This window comes from Caballeronia sp. GAWG1-1 (assembly GCF_023631465.1).
Lineage (GTDB): Bacteria > Pseudomonadota > Gammaproteobacteria > Burkholderiales > Burkholderiaceae > Caballeronia.
Window position 1 is genome coordinate 18,630 of record NZ_JALQDB010000018.1, and the last position, 15,827, is coordinate 34,456.

The 15,827-nt window shown below is 59.7% G+C and carries 13 protein-coding genes and 1 pseudogene; 3 read left to right on the plus strand and 11 right to left on the minus strand.

Annotated elements, in window-relative coordinates; all coding sequences use genetic code 11:
• The first annotated feature begins 16 nt into the window (after nucleotides 1-16).
• The gene (gene purB / locus NCT03_RS11615; RefSeq protein WP_244826207.1) at nucleotides 17-1,405 is read left to right on the plus strand and encodes an adenylosuccinate lyase; all 1,389 of its coding nucleotides are present in this window, start codon (nucleotides 17-19) and stop codon (nucleotides 1,403-1,405) included.
• 107 nt (nucleotides 1,406-1,512) lie between these two features.
• Here purB and NCT03_RS11620 read toward each other — a convergent pair whose 3' ends face one another.
• The 7 genes and pseudogenes from NCT03_RS11620 to edd all read right to left on the minus strand — a co-directional run bounded on the left by NCT03_RS11620 (nucleotide 1,513) and on the right by edd (nucleotide 9,212).
• Nucleotides 1,513-2,007, minus strand: coding sequence for a gluconokinase (locus NCT03_RS11620; protein ID WP_250492711.1), 495 nt, complete (start codon nucleotides 2,005-2,007; stop codon nucleotides 1,513-1,515).
• A 10-nt stretch (nucleotides 2,008-2,017) separates the two neighbouring features.
• Nucleotides 2,018-3,382: a GntP family permease gene (locus NCT03_RS11625; RefSeq protein ID WP_244826209.1), complete on the minus strand. Its 1,365-nt coding sequence runs from the start codon at nucleotides 3,380-3,382 to the stop codon at nucleotides 2,018-2,020.
• 328 nt (nucleotides 3,383-3,710) lie between these two features.
• On the minus strand, nucleotides 3,711-4,583 hold the full coding sequence (locus tag NCT03_RS33810; protein WP_284503178.1) for a hypothetical protein: 873 nt from the start codon (nucleotides 4,581-4,583) through the stop codon (nucleotides 3,711-3,713).
• Between the two features lie 59 nt (nucleotides 4,584-4,642).
• Nucleotides 4,643-4,972: a DUF2827 family protein gene (locus NCT03_RS11640; protein ID WP_250492713.1), complete on the minus strand. Its 330-nt coding sequence runs from the start codon at nucleotides 4,970-4,972 to the stop codon at nucleotides 4,643-4,645.
• Between the two features lie 443 nt (nucleotides 4,973-5,415).
• Nucleotides 5,416-5,523 (minus strand): annotated as a pseudogene (locus NCT03_RS11645) (hypothetical protein); the annotation flags it as partial.
• A gap of 1,081 nt (nucleotides 5,524-6,604) precedes the next feature.
• Entirely contained in the window at nucleotides 6,605-7,237 is a 633-nt protein-coding gene (gene eda / locus NCT03_RS11650) for a bifunctional 4-hydroxy-2-oxoglutarate aldolase/2-dehydro-3-deoxy-phosphogluconate aldolase (RefSeq protein ID WP_250492714.1), read from the minus strand.
• An 85-nt stretch (nucleotides 7,238-7,322) separates the two neighbouring features.
• Nucleotides 7,323-9,212 (minus strand): phosphogluconate dehydratase, encoded by a 1,890-nt coding sequence (gene edd / locus NCT03_RS11655; RefSeq protein ID WP_250492715.1) that lies wholly within the window; start codon nucleotides 9,210-9,212, stop codon nucleotides 7,323-7,325.
• A gap of 300 nt (nucleotides 9,213-9,512) precedes the next feature.
• Here edd and NCT03_RS11660 point away from each other — a divergent pair, with 300 nt between their 5' ends.
• The gene (locus tag NCT03_RS11660) at nucleotides 9,513-10,352 is read left to right on the plus strand and encodes a MurR/RpiR family transcriptional regulator (RefSeq protein WP_244826223.1); all 840 of its coding nucleotides are present in this window, start codon (nucleotides 9,513-9,515) and stop codon (nucleotides 10,350-10,352) included.
• Nucleotides 10,353-10,689: 337 nt separating this feature from the next.
• Nucleotides 10,690-12,318: a hypothetical protein gene (locus NCT03_RS11665; protein ID WP_502800368.1), complete on the plus strand. Its 1,629-nt coding sequence runs from the start codon at nucleotides 10,690-10,692 to the stop codon at nucleotides 12,316-12,318.
• 10 nt (nucleotides 12,319-12,328) lie between these two features.
• On the opposite strand, the gene NCT03_RS11670 is transcribed toward NCT03_RS11665, so the two are convergent.
• From NCT03_RS11670 to NCT03_RS11685, 4 genes are all read right to left on the minus strand, one after another.
• Complete coding sequence (locus tag NCT03_RS11670) at nucleotides 12,329-12,745, minus strand: CopD family protein (protein ID WP_244826225.1); 417 nt, start codon at nucleotides 12,743-12,745, stop codon at nucleotides 12,329-12,331.
• A gap of 9 nt (nucleotides 12,746-12,754) precedes the next feature.
• Entirely contained in the window at nucleotides 12,755-14,026 is a 1,272-nt protein-coding gene (locus NCT03_RS11675; RefSeq protein WP_250465734.1) for a glutamate-5-semialdehyde dehydrogenase, read from the minus strand.
• Nucleotides 14,027-14,152: 126 nt separating this feature from the next.
• Nucleotides 14,153-15,253 carry a DNA polymerase III subunit delta gene (gene holA, locus NCT03_RS11680; RefSeq protein ID WP_250492717.1) on the minus strand — a complete coding sequence of 367 codons (1,101 nt, stop codon included), beginning with the start codon at nucleotides 15,251-15,253 and terminating at the stop codon, nucleotides 14,153-14,155.
• A gap of 22 nt (nucleotides 15,254-15,275) precedes the next feature.
• Nucleotides 15,276-15,827: an LPS-assembly lipoprotein LptE gene (locus NCT03_RS11685; RefSeq protein WP_244828112.1), complete on the minus strand. Its 552-nt coding sequence runs from the start codon at nucleotides 15,825-15,827 to the stop codon at nucleotides 15,276-15,278.

Genomic DNA, 15,827 nt, shown 5'->3' on the forward strand with positions numbered 1-15,827 from the left:
GACACGCCAAGCCATCATGTCCGATACCCGTCCCGATACCCTCTTCGCGCTCACCGCGCTTTCGCCGCTCGACGGTCGCTACGCCTCCAAGACCGAAGCCCTGCGCGAATGGCTCTCCGAGGCCGCATTCATGCGTCACCGCGTGACGGTCGAAATTCATTGGCTGATCGCGCTGTCGCGTGCGGGCTTCGCCGAAGTGCCGCGCTTCTCCGAGGCATCCGAGCAATTTCTGCTGAGCTTGGCCGAGCGCTTCACGGCGCACGACGCGGCGCGCATCAAGGACATCGAGCGCGTCACGAATCATGATGTGAAGGCAGTCGAATACTGGCTGAAGGAATCGGTCAAGGGTCAGCCGGAACTGGAGCGCGCGAGCGAGTTCATTCACTTCGCGTGTACGTCGGAAGATATCAACAACACGTCGCACGGGCTCATGCTCGCCGGCGCGCGCGAACATGTGATCGTGCCCGCGCTGCGCTCGGTGCACGAGCGCCTGGTGAAGCTCGCGCACGCACACGCCGAACAGCCAATGCTCTCGCGCACGCACGGCCAGCCCGCGAGCCCGACGACGCTCGGCAAGGAAATCGCCAACGTGGCGGCGCGTCTGTCGCGCGCCATCGAACGTATCGTCGAGGTGCCGCTGCTTGGCAAGATGAACGGCGCGGTCGGCAATTACAACGCGCATCTGTCGGCGTATCCGGAGTTCGACTGGGAAGCGTTTTCGAAGGATGTCGTCGAAAACCGTCTGAAGCTCACGTTCAATCCGTACACGATCCAGATCGAGCCGCACGACTACATGGCCGAACTGTTCGATGCCGTCGCGCGCGCGAACACGATTCTGCTCGACCTCGATCGCGACGTGTGGGGCTATATCTCGCTTGGCTACTTCAAGCAGCGCACGAAGGCGGGCGAGATTGGTTCATCGACGATGCCGCACAAGGTCAACCCAATCGACTTCGAAAACTCGGAAGGCAATCTCGGCCTCGCAAACGCGACGCTGCGCCATCTTTCCGACAAGCTGCCGATTTCGCGCTGGCAGCGCGACCTCACCGATTCGACGGTGCTGCGCAATATCGGCGTGGCATTCGGCTACTCGCTGCTCTCCTACGACGCGCTGATCCGCGGTCTGGACAAGCTCGAGGTGAACGCGGCGCGCCTGAACGAAGATCTCGACAATTGCTGGGAAGTGCTCGCCGAGCCCGTGCAAACGGTGATGCGCCGTTTCGGCATCGAGAATCCGTATGAGCAACTGAAGGAACTGACGCGCGGCAAAGGCATCACGCGCGAAGGCTTGCAGACGTTCATCAATGGTCTCGCGATTCCCGCGGATGCAAAGCAGTTGCTGCTCGACATGACGCCGGGTTCGTATATCGGCAAGGCGGTCGAGCTGGCGAAGCGAATCGCTTGACGTTCGATCGGGCCGCTTGAGCCGGCCCTTCCGCACTTGCTCGCTTCATAAAAGAAGGCCCCGCGCTTGAACACGCGGGGCCTTTTTTGATGCCTATCGCTCCTGACTCAGCGCCTCTTGAGCTTCTCGATCACGTTATCCACGATCTGCTCAGGCGTGAGTTCAATACTCTCGATGATCGCCTCGTCTTCGCCCGGCTCCTCGAGCGTATCGAGCTGGCTTTGCAACAGCGACGGCTCGAAGAAGTGGCCTGTGCGCGTTTGCAGGCGCTCCTTCAACACGTCGAACGTGCCTTGCAGATAGACAAAAACGACGTCCTTGTCGCCATCGCGCAAGATGTCGCGATACGAGCGCTTCAACGACGAGCACGTGAACACCGCCGTTTCGCCCGCGCGCTTTTTCTCTTCGATCGCCGCGCGGATCGTCTTGAGCCACGGCCAGCGGTCGTCGTCCGTCAGCGGGATGCCCTTGTGCATCTTTTCCTTGTTGGCGGCGCTGTGGAACGCGTCGCCGTCAGTGAACGGGCATTGCAAGCGTTCCGCCAGCATTTCGCCGATGCGGGTTTTGCCGGCGCCCGAGACGCCCATCGCGATCAGAATCATCAAAATCTCCTTACACGACCGCCGCGAGCGCGAAGGTCAAACCTAAACCCATCAGGGAAATCAGCGTTTCGAGCAACGACCAGGTCTTGAACGTCTGTCCGACCGTCATCCCGAAATACTCTTTGATCAGCCAGAAGCCGCCATCGTTCACGTGCGAGAAGATCAGCGAGCCAGAGCCGGTAGCAAGTACCAGCAATTCGGGACTGACGTGACCGCCTGCCGCCGCTGCAATCGGCGCCACGATACCGCATGCGGTCGTCATGGCGACAGTCGCCGAGCCGGTGGCCAGGCGAATCAGCGCGGCGACGAACCAGCCGAGCAGCAAGGGCGAAAGATTCGCTTGCGAAGCCGTGGCGACGATCTGCTGAGAAATGCCGCTCTCACGCAGGATATTGCCGAAACCTCCGCCCGCGCCCACGATCAGCGTGATGCCCGCGATCGGCGCAAGACATTCGCCGCAGAACTTCTGGATCTGATCGCGATTGAAGCCGCGCGCCGCACCGAAAGTCCAGAAACTGACCAGCACAGCAATCAGAAGCGCCATGTCGGACTGACCGACGAAGCGTAGCAGGTCGTTGGGCAGCGTCTTCGGCGTGAAGACCAAGTCAGCCCAACTACCGACGAGCATGAGAATCACCGGCAACAGAATGGTGAAGAGCGTAATGCCGAAGCTCGGCAGATCGCGCTTTTTTTCCGTATCGCCATGCTTGCTGATGAACTGGTCGGCCAGCGCGTTGGCGTCCGGCAGCTTGATGTACTTGTGGATCATGAGCGCGAAAAGCGGCCCGGCGACAATGGCGGTCGGAATCCCGACGATCAGACCATATGCAATCGTCCTGCCGATATCGGCGTGATACGCCTGCACCGCGAGCAACGCGGCCGGGTGCGGCGGAATCAGACCGTGCACGACCGAAAGGCCGGCGACCATCGGCAGACCGATCAGCAGCAAGGATTTGCCCGTGCGTTTGGCGACATTGAACGCGATCGGAATCAGCAGCACGAAACCCACCTCGAAGAACACCGGCAAGCCCACGATGATCGCCACGACCATCATCGCCCAGTGAATGTTCTTTTCGCCGAAGACATTGATCAGCGTATTGGCGACGCGCTCGGCGCCGCCGGATTCCGCCATCATTTTGCCGAGCATCGTGCCGAGACCCACGACGATGGCAATATGCCCGAGCGTATTGCCGTTGCCGGTCTCGAACGCCTTGACGATCTTGTCCATCGGCATGCCGACCGCAAGCGCGAGCAGCACGGACACGATGATCAGAACGAGAAACGGGTAAACCTTATAACGCGCGATCATCAGGATCAGAACCGCGATCGCGATTACCGCATAGAGCAGGAGCATGCTCCCGTGGACGGCCGGCATGACGCCTCCTTTGATTTTGTTGAGGTTTTTGGCGCTATGCGTGCGTTTGCCGTCGCTGCAAAGAAGCAACGGGCAAGCGCGTGCACCGCGCCGAAGAATCGGGATTTTACTGGTAAGCGGGAAAGTCGTCCGTAAAGCGGTCGAAGGACAACATAAAGCTAAATTTGGATGCGCGCGCCGTCGCTTGAATATGAAAAGAGCCGACTCTCGTTGAGAGTCGGCTCTTTCGTGCCTATTGCTTCGCGCTAATTCGAACAGCTTGAATCAAGACGCCGGATTCGCGGTCGATGCGGCAGAACCGCAGGTGAAGGTGATCTCGCGCGGATTGTTACGGCCTTGATTGCCTTGCAGACCGTCGACTGCCTGCACCAAAACCACTTGGCGATCCTGGCAAATCTTTGTCGCCGCGCTCATGCACGACTTCTGCGACTCGAACAGACCGGAGCATGTGGCACGATAGGCTTCGCCCTGATTTGCGATGTTCACCTTTCGAGCCGTATAGGCCATGCCTGTGTCGGTGGTGCATGCAGACAACATTGCCGCTGCGGAGATGATGGAAATAAGATACTTGAACATCTTTCAACTGCCGGGTAATTGATGGTTGCTTGAATCGAGCGCCTGGGCAAACGCGCTCGTTGTCGACCGTTCTGAGTTCCACGACAAGCACGGTTAGCAGCCTGTCGACTGGCTTGAGCACGACCAATAGCGCGGTCAACAGTCTTTCTACCGGGCTCAGCACGACCAACATCGCGGTCAACAGTCTTTCTTCCGGCTTTAGTACTGTCAATGGCAGCGTGAACTCGATGTCATCGTCCGTGAGCTCTCTGTCGACCGGACTGAGCACGACGAATAGCGCGGTGACGAGCCTTTCCACCGACGTCAGCACGGTGGGCAGCAAGGTTGACAGTATCTCCACGGGATTGAGCACCACGAGCAGTCGAGTGGATACGCTGTCGACAGGCATGAGCTCGCTTTCGAGTTCCATCTCGACTGGCGCCAGCTCGTTGTCGACGGTTCTCGACACCACGAATAGTGCGGTGAGCAGCCTGTCTTCCGGCTTGAGCACCTTGAACAGCTCGGTCGACAGCCTGTCGACAGGTTTCAGCACGACCTCAAGCGCGGTTAATGGTCTGGCGACGACGGTCACTTCGTTGTCGACCGGTTTGAGTACCACCAACGGCGCGGTGAGCAGCTTGTCCACTGGTCTGAGTTCGACCAATAGCTCGGTCAGCACGTTGTCGACAAGCCTGAGCACGCTGTCTACGTCTGCCCGCAGCAGTAATAAACCACCTTCTTGCCGCGTGCGCGCATGAGATCAAGCCACTGGGTATCCAGCGCGCCGCCCATCTCGAAAATCACATCGACATGATTGGTTGCGTCCGCTGCGCGCATGATGCGCACCCTTCTAGACGACAGATCGACTTGCGGCGGCATCGCGTTTTGATCGCCAACATCAATCAACGAAACGCTTTCTACGAACGGCAACCGTTGGAGAGCTTCCGCCAAGAAGATGACATTTTGCCCAAGCCCGTTCTGCCAGATGTTCTGTCCTTGATGCGTTACGACAGAAATTCCGATTCGGATTGTCATTAGTTGTTATCCCAGAAAAGACGAAGCGCATTTTCAGAAATTGAAACGCTGCGCTGTTGGCTTTGCGTTTGAGAGACTGCTGTGCCCAAAGACGCACGCGTTGCCATTTGCCAAACGCTGATGGGAAGCAGGAGAGACCGTAATCAAGCGTTTTTGCCGGGGGACAAAAAGCGGATTCCTTGGTCAAATATATAGAAGAACACCTGAAATTCCCAGTGAACCTGACGGTTTATGAGAGTCGTCCTATGACGGTGCCAGGGTTCTAGTCTGCCAACGCTGCAAGGCAGTCTGGCAGGCTAAAACGTCCGACCGCTTTCGGTGGAAAAGCCAAGAAGTTTCGGGGCATTTTACTCAAAGAGCGTGAGGAAGATCGGCGCAAGAAAGCGTCGCCACAGTTCGTAACGATGTCTCGCTTTATATCACTGAGGCTCGTCTTGACGGCACGATCCTATGCCACGCCGCACTGCCTCGATGTCCGCGCCCACCATGTCGGCAAGATTCGCCACCTCGCTCATGAACAAGATACGCGTCGCAAGCATTGCATTAGCAGCGTCTTGGTTGCGACGAATGAAAATGCACGAATGCGCGCACCGACGCCAGCACAGTGCAATACGGTGGCCTCTGTTACTCTGCTATAGCGTCGAGGTGCGGTTCGAACCAATACATCGAGCCATGTGTACTTGTTCCACTTAGGAAGAAGCGAAGGCGCACTAGGTGTCGAATCGGGCCTATTTCGCTTCGCGTCGCACGTCGCTTGTTGCTTGCTTATCGTTGCTCGCTCGCAAGCGTCAGCAAATGTCGAGTCTTGCAGAAGCAGTTACTTCTGGTTCAGCATCCTGCGGTCAAGTTCGTTTCTCTGTCACCTGCTTTCAGCCATCACCAGTGCGGATATCAATGATTCTCTTTGTCTCAGCTCGCTCTTTTTATACTACTGAAATCGTTCGTGTCCGTGGATCACGAATTCAATTATCGACGGCGTATAGCGGAGAAAATTCGCAGAATCTGTTTATTCAAATCCACACCTTTCTTAGCCTGTCTTAATGAATTGGCGAACAGTACTGGTTTGAACCAAATCGCTCAACAAACGAAACCATCGGGCCGTTTCGCACGTTGAGTAGATTTCAATTTTTAAGATGCTCAAATTTAACTTAGAAGCATCGATTGAATTGTTAATTCACACATCGTCTGCATCTTGCCGTGATGCAGCCAGTGGTGCGGAGCCACTCAGCGACGGCTTGCTCGAGCCGTTGGTCTGACGGATAAGACTAAAAACGTCGACGACCAAGTGCTGAACTCTTACTCAACACGACACAACGCTTAACTCGTCAGTGTCAGCCGAAATTTGTTGAAGAACCCCCAAGCATTTTGAAGGATGAGCTCTTGGGTCCTACGTCACCGCCATCAAGGGTGTGTGCAGCGCGGGCGTGACGCACAAAAAGCAGAAGTCGATATTTCAAGCGTCACGTCGAAGATGCGGGCCAACAAGAACCGGCTAGATCGGAAGAGGGCTCGATAAGCGAGTTCCACCACGAAACGCGAGCTCGGCTCAGGGCACGTCACCTTCGTACAAAGGACGCGCCTCCAAGGACAAGCTCATGCGCGAGAGAAATCACACCTCTTTAGCCCAGCAACTCACCCCTGCGCCGCCAACTCCGTAGCCGCCCGCGCCAGCCTCGTAACCTCCTCCCAATTCTGCGCAGCCAGCGCAGCCTTCGGCGTCAACCAAGACCCGCCCACGCAAACCACATTCGGCTGCGCCAAGAAGCTCGTCGCCGTCTCGGCAGTAATCCCGCCCGTCGGACAGAACTTCAAATTCGGAAACGGCCCATGGAAAGCCTGCAGCATCGGAATTCCACCCGCCTGCTGCGCCGGGAAAAACTTCACGATTTCATATCCAAGTTCCATCGCCGTAATGATGTCGCTCGGTGTCATCACGCCAGGCAGCAATGGCAAGCCCGCATCTTGCGCAGCCTTATGCATGTCTCGCGTCAAGCCGGGTGACACACCGAATTGCGCACCCGCCTTCTTTGCCTGTGCACAATGCTCGGCTTTCGTGATCGTGCCGACGCCCACGACGATATCGTCCGCAAGCTGACTCGCCCGCTCGATTGCCGCGATACCCGCGGCCGTGCGCAAAGTAATCTCCAACACCTTCACGCCGCCAGCGTGCAGCGCGCGCGAGACGTGCTCGCCCTGCTCGACCGAATCGAAGGCAAGAACAGGAATGACAGGACCCAGACGGACGATTTCGCTTACCGTTTTCATGTGATACGACTCCTGGTGTTTGATGCGGCGCCGTTGTCTAACGGCCAAGCCGCGAGGTTTTTTTCAGGCAGCAACGGCCTATGACTCAATGTGTCGCATGCGCCTTCACGACATCGGGCGAGCGGTGCGACGGAGCAGACGCGGCGTCAAGCAGCGCGCCAAACACCGACGCGCCCTCTTCCGCCGGCAACGCCGCGTGACGGAACACGCCGAACAGCTCACGCCCGAAGCCCGCCTCGTTTTGCGCCTGATGCAGCGGCGCCTCCACTTCACGCGCCGCCCATTCATCGGCATCGATGTCGACGTCGAGCACGCCCGACGGCGCATCGATCACGATCATATCGCCCGTGCGCACCTTGCCGATCGGACCATGCAACAACGCTTCAGGCGATATGTGGATTACCGCAGGCACCTTGCCCGATGCGCCCGACATGCGCCCATCGGTCACGAGCGCCACATGGAAGCCCTGATCCTGCAACACGCCGAGCAACGGCGTCAATCGATGCAACTCCGGCATGCCATTCGCGCGCGCGCCCTGAAAGCGCACGACCGCCACGAAATCGCGCTTGAGCTCGCCCCTGTCGAACGCCTCCTGCACTTCTTCCTGCGAATTGAACACGATAGCCGGCGCCTTCACCACGCGATGCTCAGGCGCAACCGCCGAGATCTTGATCACACCCCGCCCGAGTTTGCCTTGCATGAGCCGCAAACCGCCATCCGGCTGAAACGGCTCGCCAATGCTACGCAGCACCTTGCTGTCATGACTTTCTTTAGCGCCGTCGACCCATTGGAGCTTGCCGTCGATGAGCTTCGGCTCCTTCGTGTAATGCGACAGCCCATGACCGACGACCGTCTGCACGTCCTCATGCAGCAAGCCGCCTTCGAGCAGACTGCGCACGAGGAACGCAACGCCGCCCGCCGCGTGAAAATGGTTCACATCGGCCTTGCCGTTCGGATAGATCTTCGCGAGTAACGGCACGACCTGCGACAGTTGATCGAAGTCGTTCCAGTCGATGATGATCCCCGCCGCGCGCGCTATCGCCACCAGATGCAGCGTGTGATTCGTGGAGCCGCCTGTCGCCAACAACGCGACGATGCCGTTGATGATCGCTTTCTCATCGACCACGTGGCCAATCGGCGTGTAGTGGCCGCGTTCGAGAGTGATATCCAGTACGCGACGCGCGGCCTCGGCGGTAAGTGCATCGCGCAACGGCGTATGCGGATGCACGAACGCAGCGCTCGGCAGATGCAGGCCCATCACTTCCATCAGCATCTGATTGCTGTTCGCCGTGCCGTAAAACGTGCATGTGCCGTGACCGTGATAAGCCGCCGCTTCCGCTTCGAGCAATGCGTCGCGGTTGCATTTGCCCGTCGCGAACTCCTGACGAACCTTCGCTTTGTCGTCGTTGGTGAGGCCGCTCGTCATCGGACCGGCGGGCACGAAGATGGTCGGCAGATGTCCGAACTGCAGCGCGCCGATGGCGAGACCCGGCACGATCTTGTCGCATACGCCGAGGCACAAGGCGGCATCGAACATGTTGTGCGTGAGCGCCACGGCCGTGCTCATGGCGATGACTTCGCGCGAGAACAGCGACAACTCCATGCCAGCGTTGCCCTGCGTGATGCCGTCGCACATGGCCGGCACGCCGCCCGCGAATTGCGCAATACCGCCGTGCTGCTGCGCCGCCTGCTTGATGATGTCGGGGAAGCTCTTGTACGGCGCATGCGCCGACAGCATTTCGTTATAAGAAGACACGATGCCGATGTTCGGCTCGCGCACCGCCTTGATCGCGAACTTTTCCTGCCCTTCGAGACCCGCGAAGCCGTGCGCGAGGTTGGCGCACGACAACGCGCCGCGCGCCGGGAACTTGCCGCGCGCGGCGTCGATGCGCGCCAGATAAGCCGAACGGGTGGACTTGCTGCGTTCGATCACGCGGTCGGTGACCTTCTTGAGTTGCGAATGCGGGGAAACCATCGGAGCTCCTTTGTCTCACTCCCGGCGTGCTTGCCGTCGAGGTATTGGGTTGGACGTCGCGAGGACTGGCAGCTATCTGATTATTTTGCGTCGTGCCGTGAAACGAAATGTTAGTAGAAAAACTACAAGCAGACAACTTGCGATCCGCCTTTATTTGTTAAGCGTTCGCGTATCTGGCGCTTTTACCGGCAGCGAACTCAGGGAAATCCCCTAAACCTACACATCGGATCGTGTAGTAAATGTACAAAGCAGCGATCAGCTATAGTCGCAGGCAATTTTCCAGCATAGGCGAGATTCCCGATGTTACTGTCCCAAGTCGAGGCGATGCGAGAACAATTGCGCCCTTCGGAGCGCAAGCTGGCCGACTACGTGCTCGAAGCGCCGCGCGAGGTACTCGACTTGTCGATGACCGATTTTGCGGCGCGGGCCGGCGTCAGTCAGCCGACGATCGCGCGCTTCTGTCAGGCGTTGGGCTTTTCCGGCTTTCGCGAGTTCAAGATTCGTCTTGCTCAAAGCGTGGCAGGGGACGTTCCCACGGTTTATCGCGATGTCCGCAGCGACGAGCCGCCTGCGGGCGTTGCCGCGAAGGTTCTGGACCGCACCATCGGCGCGCTGATCCAGGTGCGCAACAGCTTGTCGTCGGACAGCGTCGCCGCCGCGATTGGCGTGCTGGCCAACGCGCGTCGCATCGAGTTCTATGGCGCGGGCGGATCGGGCATCGCGGCGCTGGATATGCAGCACAAGTTCTTCCGCCTCGGCGTGCCGTCGGTTGCGTATTCGGACCCGCATACCTATACGACTTCGGCGGCGCTGCTCGGACCCGGCGATGTCGTCGTCGCCATTTCCAATACTGGCCGCACAAAAGACATTCTCGACGCGTGCAAATCGGCAATGGATCGCGGCGCGAGCGTGATCGCTATCACGCATGGCAATTCGCCGCTCGCGCGCATGGCGAATATCGGGCTTTTCGCGAATGTCGACGAAGACACGGATATTTTCTCGCCGATGACTTCCCGCGTATCGCACTTGGCCATCGGCGATATTCTCGCGGTCGGCATGGCGTTGGCACGTGGCCCTGAGTTGGCTGCGCGTCTTGCCGAGGCCAAGGATGTGCTGGAACGAAGACGCGTCGACCTTTGATCGACGCAGCACACCGGCCGCGAATGTGACAGTTGGTTCAATCGGCTTACTTTGCCAGTACGATCATTTAGTATGAGCTTCAGCGATTAAGTGATCAGTAGAGCAAATGGAAACCAGCGGCGTATTTTCACTTGAACGTTTCGAGTCCTGTATCAATGGCGAAGACTTCGATGAAGCTCTCGCCCTGTTCGGCAAGTTCTCGGAACGGTTGGCAAGATTTCCGTATATGAATCTGGCCGACCTCATGTCCCACGGCGACGCCCGAGCGTTCGCCAATAGATCCGAGTCGGACGAGCATTTCGCCAGCCGCGTTTGTCATGCTTTAGGAAGCATGCTCGTGAATCCGCGATTCACCTGGACCGACGTTCGTTTGCAATCGTTGCAAGTTCAGCGTTCGCTCATCTGGAGCATCGCGGCTGCCACGTCGCCCGGTCATACCGACCATTTCGTGCGTGAGTTGCTTGCTCGTCGCCAAGGCAACGCCGACGCATCCACTCTTTCTGCCGACACCGCTCGACGCCTGAGCATTCTGTACAGCCCGGAATCACGCATCGACCTCGATATCGCGCAACTTTGGAACGCCGACCGCGCTTCGGCGTTGAGTCTTGCCATCGGTATCGGAGGAGAACAATTCGGCGGCAGCGCGATTGCGTGTGCACGACGCATCCGCTTGCTCGAATGGCTGACCGGCTCGATCGACAAACTGAATGAGTCGCCGCCGCTCGATCTGACGAGTCTCTGGGCGCTGTATATGCATTGCACTTACACCGAGGGAAACCGACATGCCGTGAAACAAGGCATCAACGGTCTCGTGCGCCTGGGTCTTGCGAATTTCGGGCTGACCGATCTCGATACGACCAAGCCACCACCCGAGCGCGAACGGAACGCACCTCCGCTCATGCTGGTCGTCGCGGAAAGTTTCAACAGCGGGCATTCGATCGTGCGAACGCATTCCGCAACGCTCGCTGCGGCAAGACGTTGCTTCGAAACAGTCGCGTTCTGCGCACCTCGCTTTATCGACGATGCGGGTCGTCGGGTATTCGATCGAACTATCGATCTCCCGGAAGGCGCCAACGTGCTCGACCAAGTCCGCCTCATTCGCGACTTCGCGCAAACGGAGCACCCAAGCGTGCTGTACATGCCGAGCGTGGGCATGTCGGTTCTGACCATTTTCTTGTCAAACACCCGCGTCGCGCCGCTGCAAATTGCGGCGCTCGGGCACCCGGCGACGACGCATTCGGACTGCATCGACTACATCAGTGTCGAAGATGATTATGTCGGCGACCCGGCTTGCTTCAGCGAAAAACTCATGCGGCTGCCGAAGGACGGACAGCCTTATATCGCATCGAGTTTATTGAGCGCGGTTCCGGCCCGCACGCCGGTTGGCAAGAACCGCACTGACATTGCCATCGCCGCGACGCCGATGAAGCTCAATCCGTCCTTCTTCACTGCCTGCAGGGCAATCGCGCAGCGGGCAGGGCCGCAAGTGCATCTGCATTTGATTGCGAGCGGCAGCAAGGTGTTCACCTTGATGCACCTGAATCGCGTGCTGAGCGAGTATCTTCCTTCCGGCTCATTCACGATTCACGGATTCTTGCCCTACGAGGAATACGCCGAACAGCTCGCCAACATGGACATGTTTCTGAGCCCCTTTCCATTCGGCAACACAAACGGAATCGTAGATGCCTTCACAGTCGGCTTGCCCGGTATCTGCAAAACGGGTCCGGAAGTGTTCGAGCATATCGACGGCGCGATGTTCGCACGCGCGTCGATGCCGGAATGGATGGTCGCCACGACTGTGAACGACTACGTTGAGGCTGCTGTCCGGTTGGCGAATAACCGGGATGAGAGAGAAGCGCTACGCGCGTGGATGCTTGAAACGAAAGTCGTGCAACGCTTCTTCGAGGGACGGCCGGAAGCATTCGGCGAAATAGTGCTAGCGCTACTTGAACAGCGCGATGCGTGAAAAAGGCAAGCTAAAAAGGCTTGACCACGACAAGCAACGTCGCGCCTAAAAGACCCAGCACCGGCAATTCATTGAACATCCGATACCACTTGTCCGACCGCTTATTCTCGCCACGTTGAAACGTGTGCAGCAAGCGCCCGCAATAAGCGTGATAAACGATGATCAGCGCAACGACGGTGAGCTTCGCATGCAGCCAGCCCTGCCCCGCGCCAATGCCTACCACGAGCCACAACCAAAGCCCGCACGCCAGGGCGGGCACCGCGATGAACGTCATGAAGCGAAACAGCTTGCGCGCCATGAGCAGCAAGCGAGCGGTTGCAGCCGCGTCCTTTTCCATCGCGAGATTCACGAAAATGCGCGGCAGATAGAAAAGCCCGGCGAACCACGACGCGACCAGCACGATATGCAGCGATTTGATCCAGAGCATCGCGTAACCTTACTGACGCACTTCGCCGCGCCCGAGCACGACGTATTTTAGTGACGTCAGCCCCTCCAGCCCGACAGGTCCGCGCGCGTGCAGCTTGTCGTTCGAGATGCCGATTTCCGCGCCGAGACCGAATTCGAAGCCATCGGCGAAACGGGTCGATGCGTTGACCATCACGCTCGCCGAATCGACCTCGCGCAAAAAGCGCATGGCGCGGTCGTGGTCTTCGGTGACGATGGCATCCGTATGATGCGAGCCGTAGATGTTGATGTGCTCGATCGCTTCATCGAGGTCCTCGACGACCTTGATCGCCAGAACCGGCGCGAGGTATTCGGTGGTCCAGTCGACCTCGGTGGCATCGACGAGCGAACCCACATTCGCCGCTTCGAGCACGGCGCGCGCAAGTCCGTCCACACGCAGTTCGACATCCTTTGCCTGAAACGCGCGCGCGAGCGCCGGCAGTGCCTCATGCGCGATGCCTCGCGCGACGAGCAGCGTTTCCATCGTGTTGCAGGTGCCGTAGCGATGCGTCTTCGCGTTGTCGCAGATCACCGCGGCCTTGGCGAGATCCGCGCGGTCATCGACATAAACGTGGCAGATGCCGTCGAGATGCTTGATCATGGGCACGCGCGCTTCTTCCATGAGCCGCGCGATGAGGCTCTTGCCGCCGCGCGGCACGATCACGTCGACGAACTCCGTCATGGTGATGAGCTTGCCGACCGCCGCGCGATCCGCCGTCTCGACGACCTGCACCGCATCTTGCGGCAAGCCGGCCGTTTCGAGGCCCTTGGCGATGAGCTTTGCAAGCGCCGTGTTGCATTCCAGCGCCTCGGAACCGCCGCGCAAAATGGTGGCGTTGCCCGACTTGAGGCACAGCGCGGCCGCGTCGATCGTCACGTTCGGCCGCGATTCATAAATGATGCCGATCACGCCAAGCGGCACGCGCATCTGCCCGACCTGAATGCCGCTCGGCCGATACTTGAGCCCGCTGATTTCACCGATGGGATCGGCCAGCGCCGCGACCTGTTGCAAGCCTTCGACCATCGTGTCGAGCGCCTTGTCCGACAGCGTCAGACGGTCGATGAACGCCGCGTCGTGACCCTTCTCGCGCGCGCGGGCGAGATCGCGGGCATTCGCCGCTTTGAGTGCTTCGCGCTCCTCGGCAATAGCGAGCGCCACCGCATGCAGCGCCGCGTTTCTGGCCGCCGTCGATGCCCGCGCCATGGCACGCGACGCCTTGCGCGCGCGCCGGCCAAGGTCGGCCATGTAGTGATCGATGTTCATCATGTGTCTCTTTGCGGGCCGCAGGCGTCCGCAATGTCTGGATATCGCGCTTCGTCCGAACAACGGCGAGCACTGAAAAAATCATTCTAAGCGGTGAGCGTATTGCAACAGCGCCCGCTCAAGCGTCTAGCGACGCACTCGCGCCGGTGGCGCAACGGCGGCGGCATGCGCGGCCTTGCTGGAATGCGCGACAGCCATGGCTAGCTCGAACATGCCGGCCCAGGGATCGGGCGGCGGTTCGCTGCCGCGCTTGCCCGTGCTCCCGGACAGCCCCTTCACCTGCCGATCCAGCCGCGCCGCCAGCGAAAGCGCCTTCTCCAGCGCTTCCTCGGTCACGCGCGAGAGCGCCGGGCCGATCAACCGTTCGCGCGGACCCCAGACGCGGTTCTCGCGCATGAGCGTGGCGAGCGGTTTGCCCGATGCCACGCCGCGCTTGATACGCAGCAGCGTACGCACCTCTTCGACCAGCGCCCACAGCACGAGCACGGCGGCTTCGCCTTCGCCCTTCAGACCGTCGAGCATGCGCGCGAGCCGGCCGATATCGCCGGTCAACATGGCCTCGTTGAGCTTGAAGACGTCGTAGCGCGCGACGTTCAGCACGGCATCGTGAATCTGCTCGAAACTCAATACGCCTTGCGGATACAACAGCCCGAGCTTCTGGATTTCCTGATGCGCCGCGAGCAGATTGCCCTCCACGCGTTCGGCAATGAACAGAAGCGCTCGCCGCCCTTCTTCGCCTGGCGCCACACGCTGACCTTGCAACGAAAGCCGCTGACCGACCCACATGGGCAATTGCGCGCGTTCCACTGGATCGATTTTCAGCGCGACGCCCGCGCCGATCAGCGCCGTGAACCACGCGGACTTCTGCGTCGCGCCATCGAGACGCGGCAAGGTGACGAGCGCGAGGATGTCGGGGTTATTGGCGGCGGCGAGCGTCTTCAACGCTTCCGCGCCTTCCTTGCCCGGCTTGCCCGTGGGAATGCGCAACTCGATCAGTTGCCGGTCGCCGAAGAGCGACATCGACTGCGTCGCGCCGATCAACCCGCTCCAGTCGAAACCACGCTCGACGGTAAACACCGTACGGTCCGTGAAACCCGCCGCGCGCGCCGCGGCTCGGATGCGGTCGCACGCTTCCTGCGCGAGCAGGTGCTCGTCGCCATAAACGACGTACAGACCCTTCGGACCTTTCGCGAGGTGCGCTTCGAGCGCGTCGAGCTTCAACTGCATGATGGTCGATGAGCGCGCGCGTTCAAAGCGGCGGCGTCGGCAACGGCGCGCGTGGCGCGATGCCCGGCGTCTGCTCGCTTGGCGCCGGATGCAGCGAACGCACGACGGCAAGCCGGCGCGTCAACTGATCGACGGCGTCGTTACGCATGTCGTTGTAGAGCAGCGTCGCTTCCTGCGATTTCGCGAGCGTGTACTGGTCGCTGTAGGTCATTGCGCGATTCAGCGCGATGACGCTAGGCGGAATCAGCAACGTGCCGTCGGCGCCGAGCAGCGAATACGTCAGCCGGAAATCGAGCTCGTATTCCTGCACCACGCCCTGCGAATTCAGACTCAGCGTGCCCATGCCCGTACCCTCGGACAGCGACAAAGTGGCGTCCGGCTTCTCGCCTGCCTTGACGATGACCGTATCGCTGCCGCCCTGCACCATGCGTTCGAGCCGCGCGACCATTTGCGGCGTGCCGCCCGAAATGGAGAGCCGCTTGAACGCGTAGTCCTGCTGTCCGCGCAACTGGAAGCCGCACGCGGATACGGCGAGCGCGCCGCCAAGCAGCGCCAGAAACGAACGCCTGCCCAT

Coding starts and splice junctions, on each gene's coding strand:
- NCT03_RS11625 (WP_244826209.1), bottom strand. CDS start 3,382: ATGCCGGCCGTCCACGGGAGCATGCTCCTGCTCTATGCGGTAATCGCG.
- edd (WP_250492715.1), bottom strand. CDS start 9,212: ATGGTTTCCCCGCATTCGCAACTCAAGAAGGTCACCGACCGCGTGATC.
- NCT03_RS11670 (WP_244826225.1), bottom strand. CDS start 12,745: ATGCTCTGGATCAAATCGCTGCATATCGTGCTGGTCGCGTCGTGGTTC.
- purB (WP_244826207.1), top strand. CDS start 17: ATGTCCGATACCCGTCCCGATACCCTCTTCGCGCTCACCGCGCTTTCG.
- eda (WP_250492714.1), bottom strand. CDS start 7,237: ATGAAAACGGTAAGCGAAATCGTCCGTCTGGGTCCTGTCATTCCTGTT.
- NCT03_RS11640 (WP_250492713.1), bottom strand. CDS start 4,972: ATGACAATCCGAATCGGAATTTCTGTCGTAACGCATCAAGGACAGAAC.
- NCT03_RS11620 (WP_250492711.1), bottom strand. CDS start 2,007: ATGATTCTGATCGCGATGGGCGTCTCGGGCGCCGGCAAAACCCGCATC.
- NCT03_RS11675 (WP_250465734.1), bottom strand. CDS start 14,026: ATGAACATCGATCACTACATGGCCGACCTTGGCCGGCGCGCGCGCAAG.
- holA (WP_250492717.1), bottom strand. CDS start 15,253: ATGCAGTTGAAGCTCGACGCGCTCGAAGCGCACCTCGCGAAAGGTCCG.
- NCT03_RS11685 (WP_244828112.1), bottom strand. CDS start 15,827: ATGGGCAGGCGTTCGTTTCTGGCGCTGCTTGGCGGCGCGCTCGCCGTA.
- NCT03_RS11660 (WP_244826223.1), top strand. CDS start 9,513: ATGTTACTGTCCCAAGTCGAGGCGATGCGAGAACAATTGCGCCCTTCG.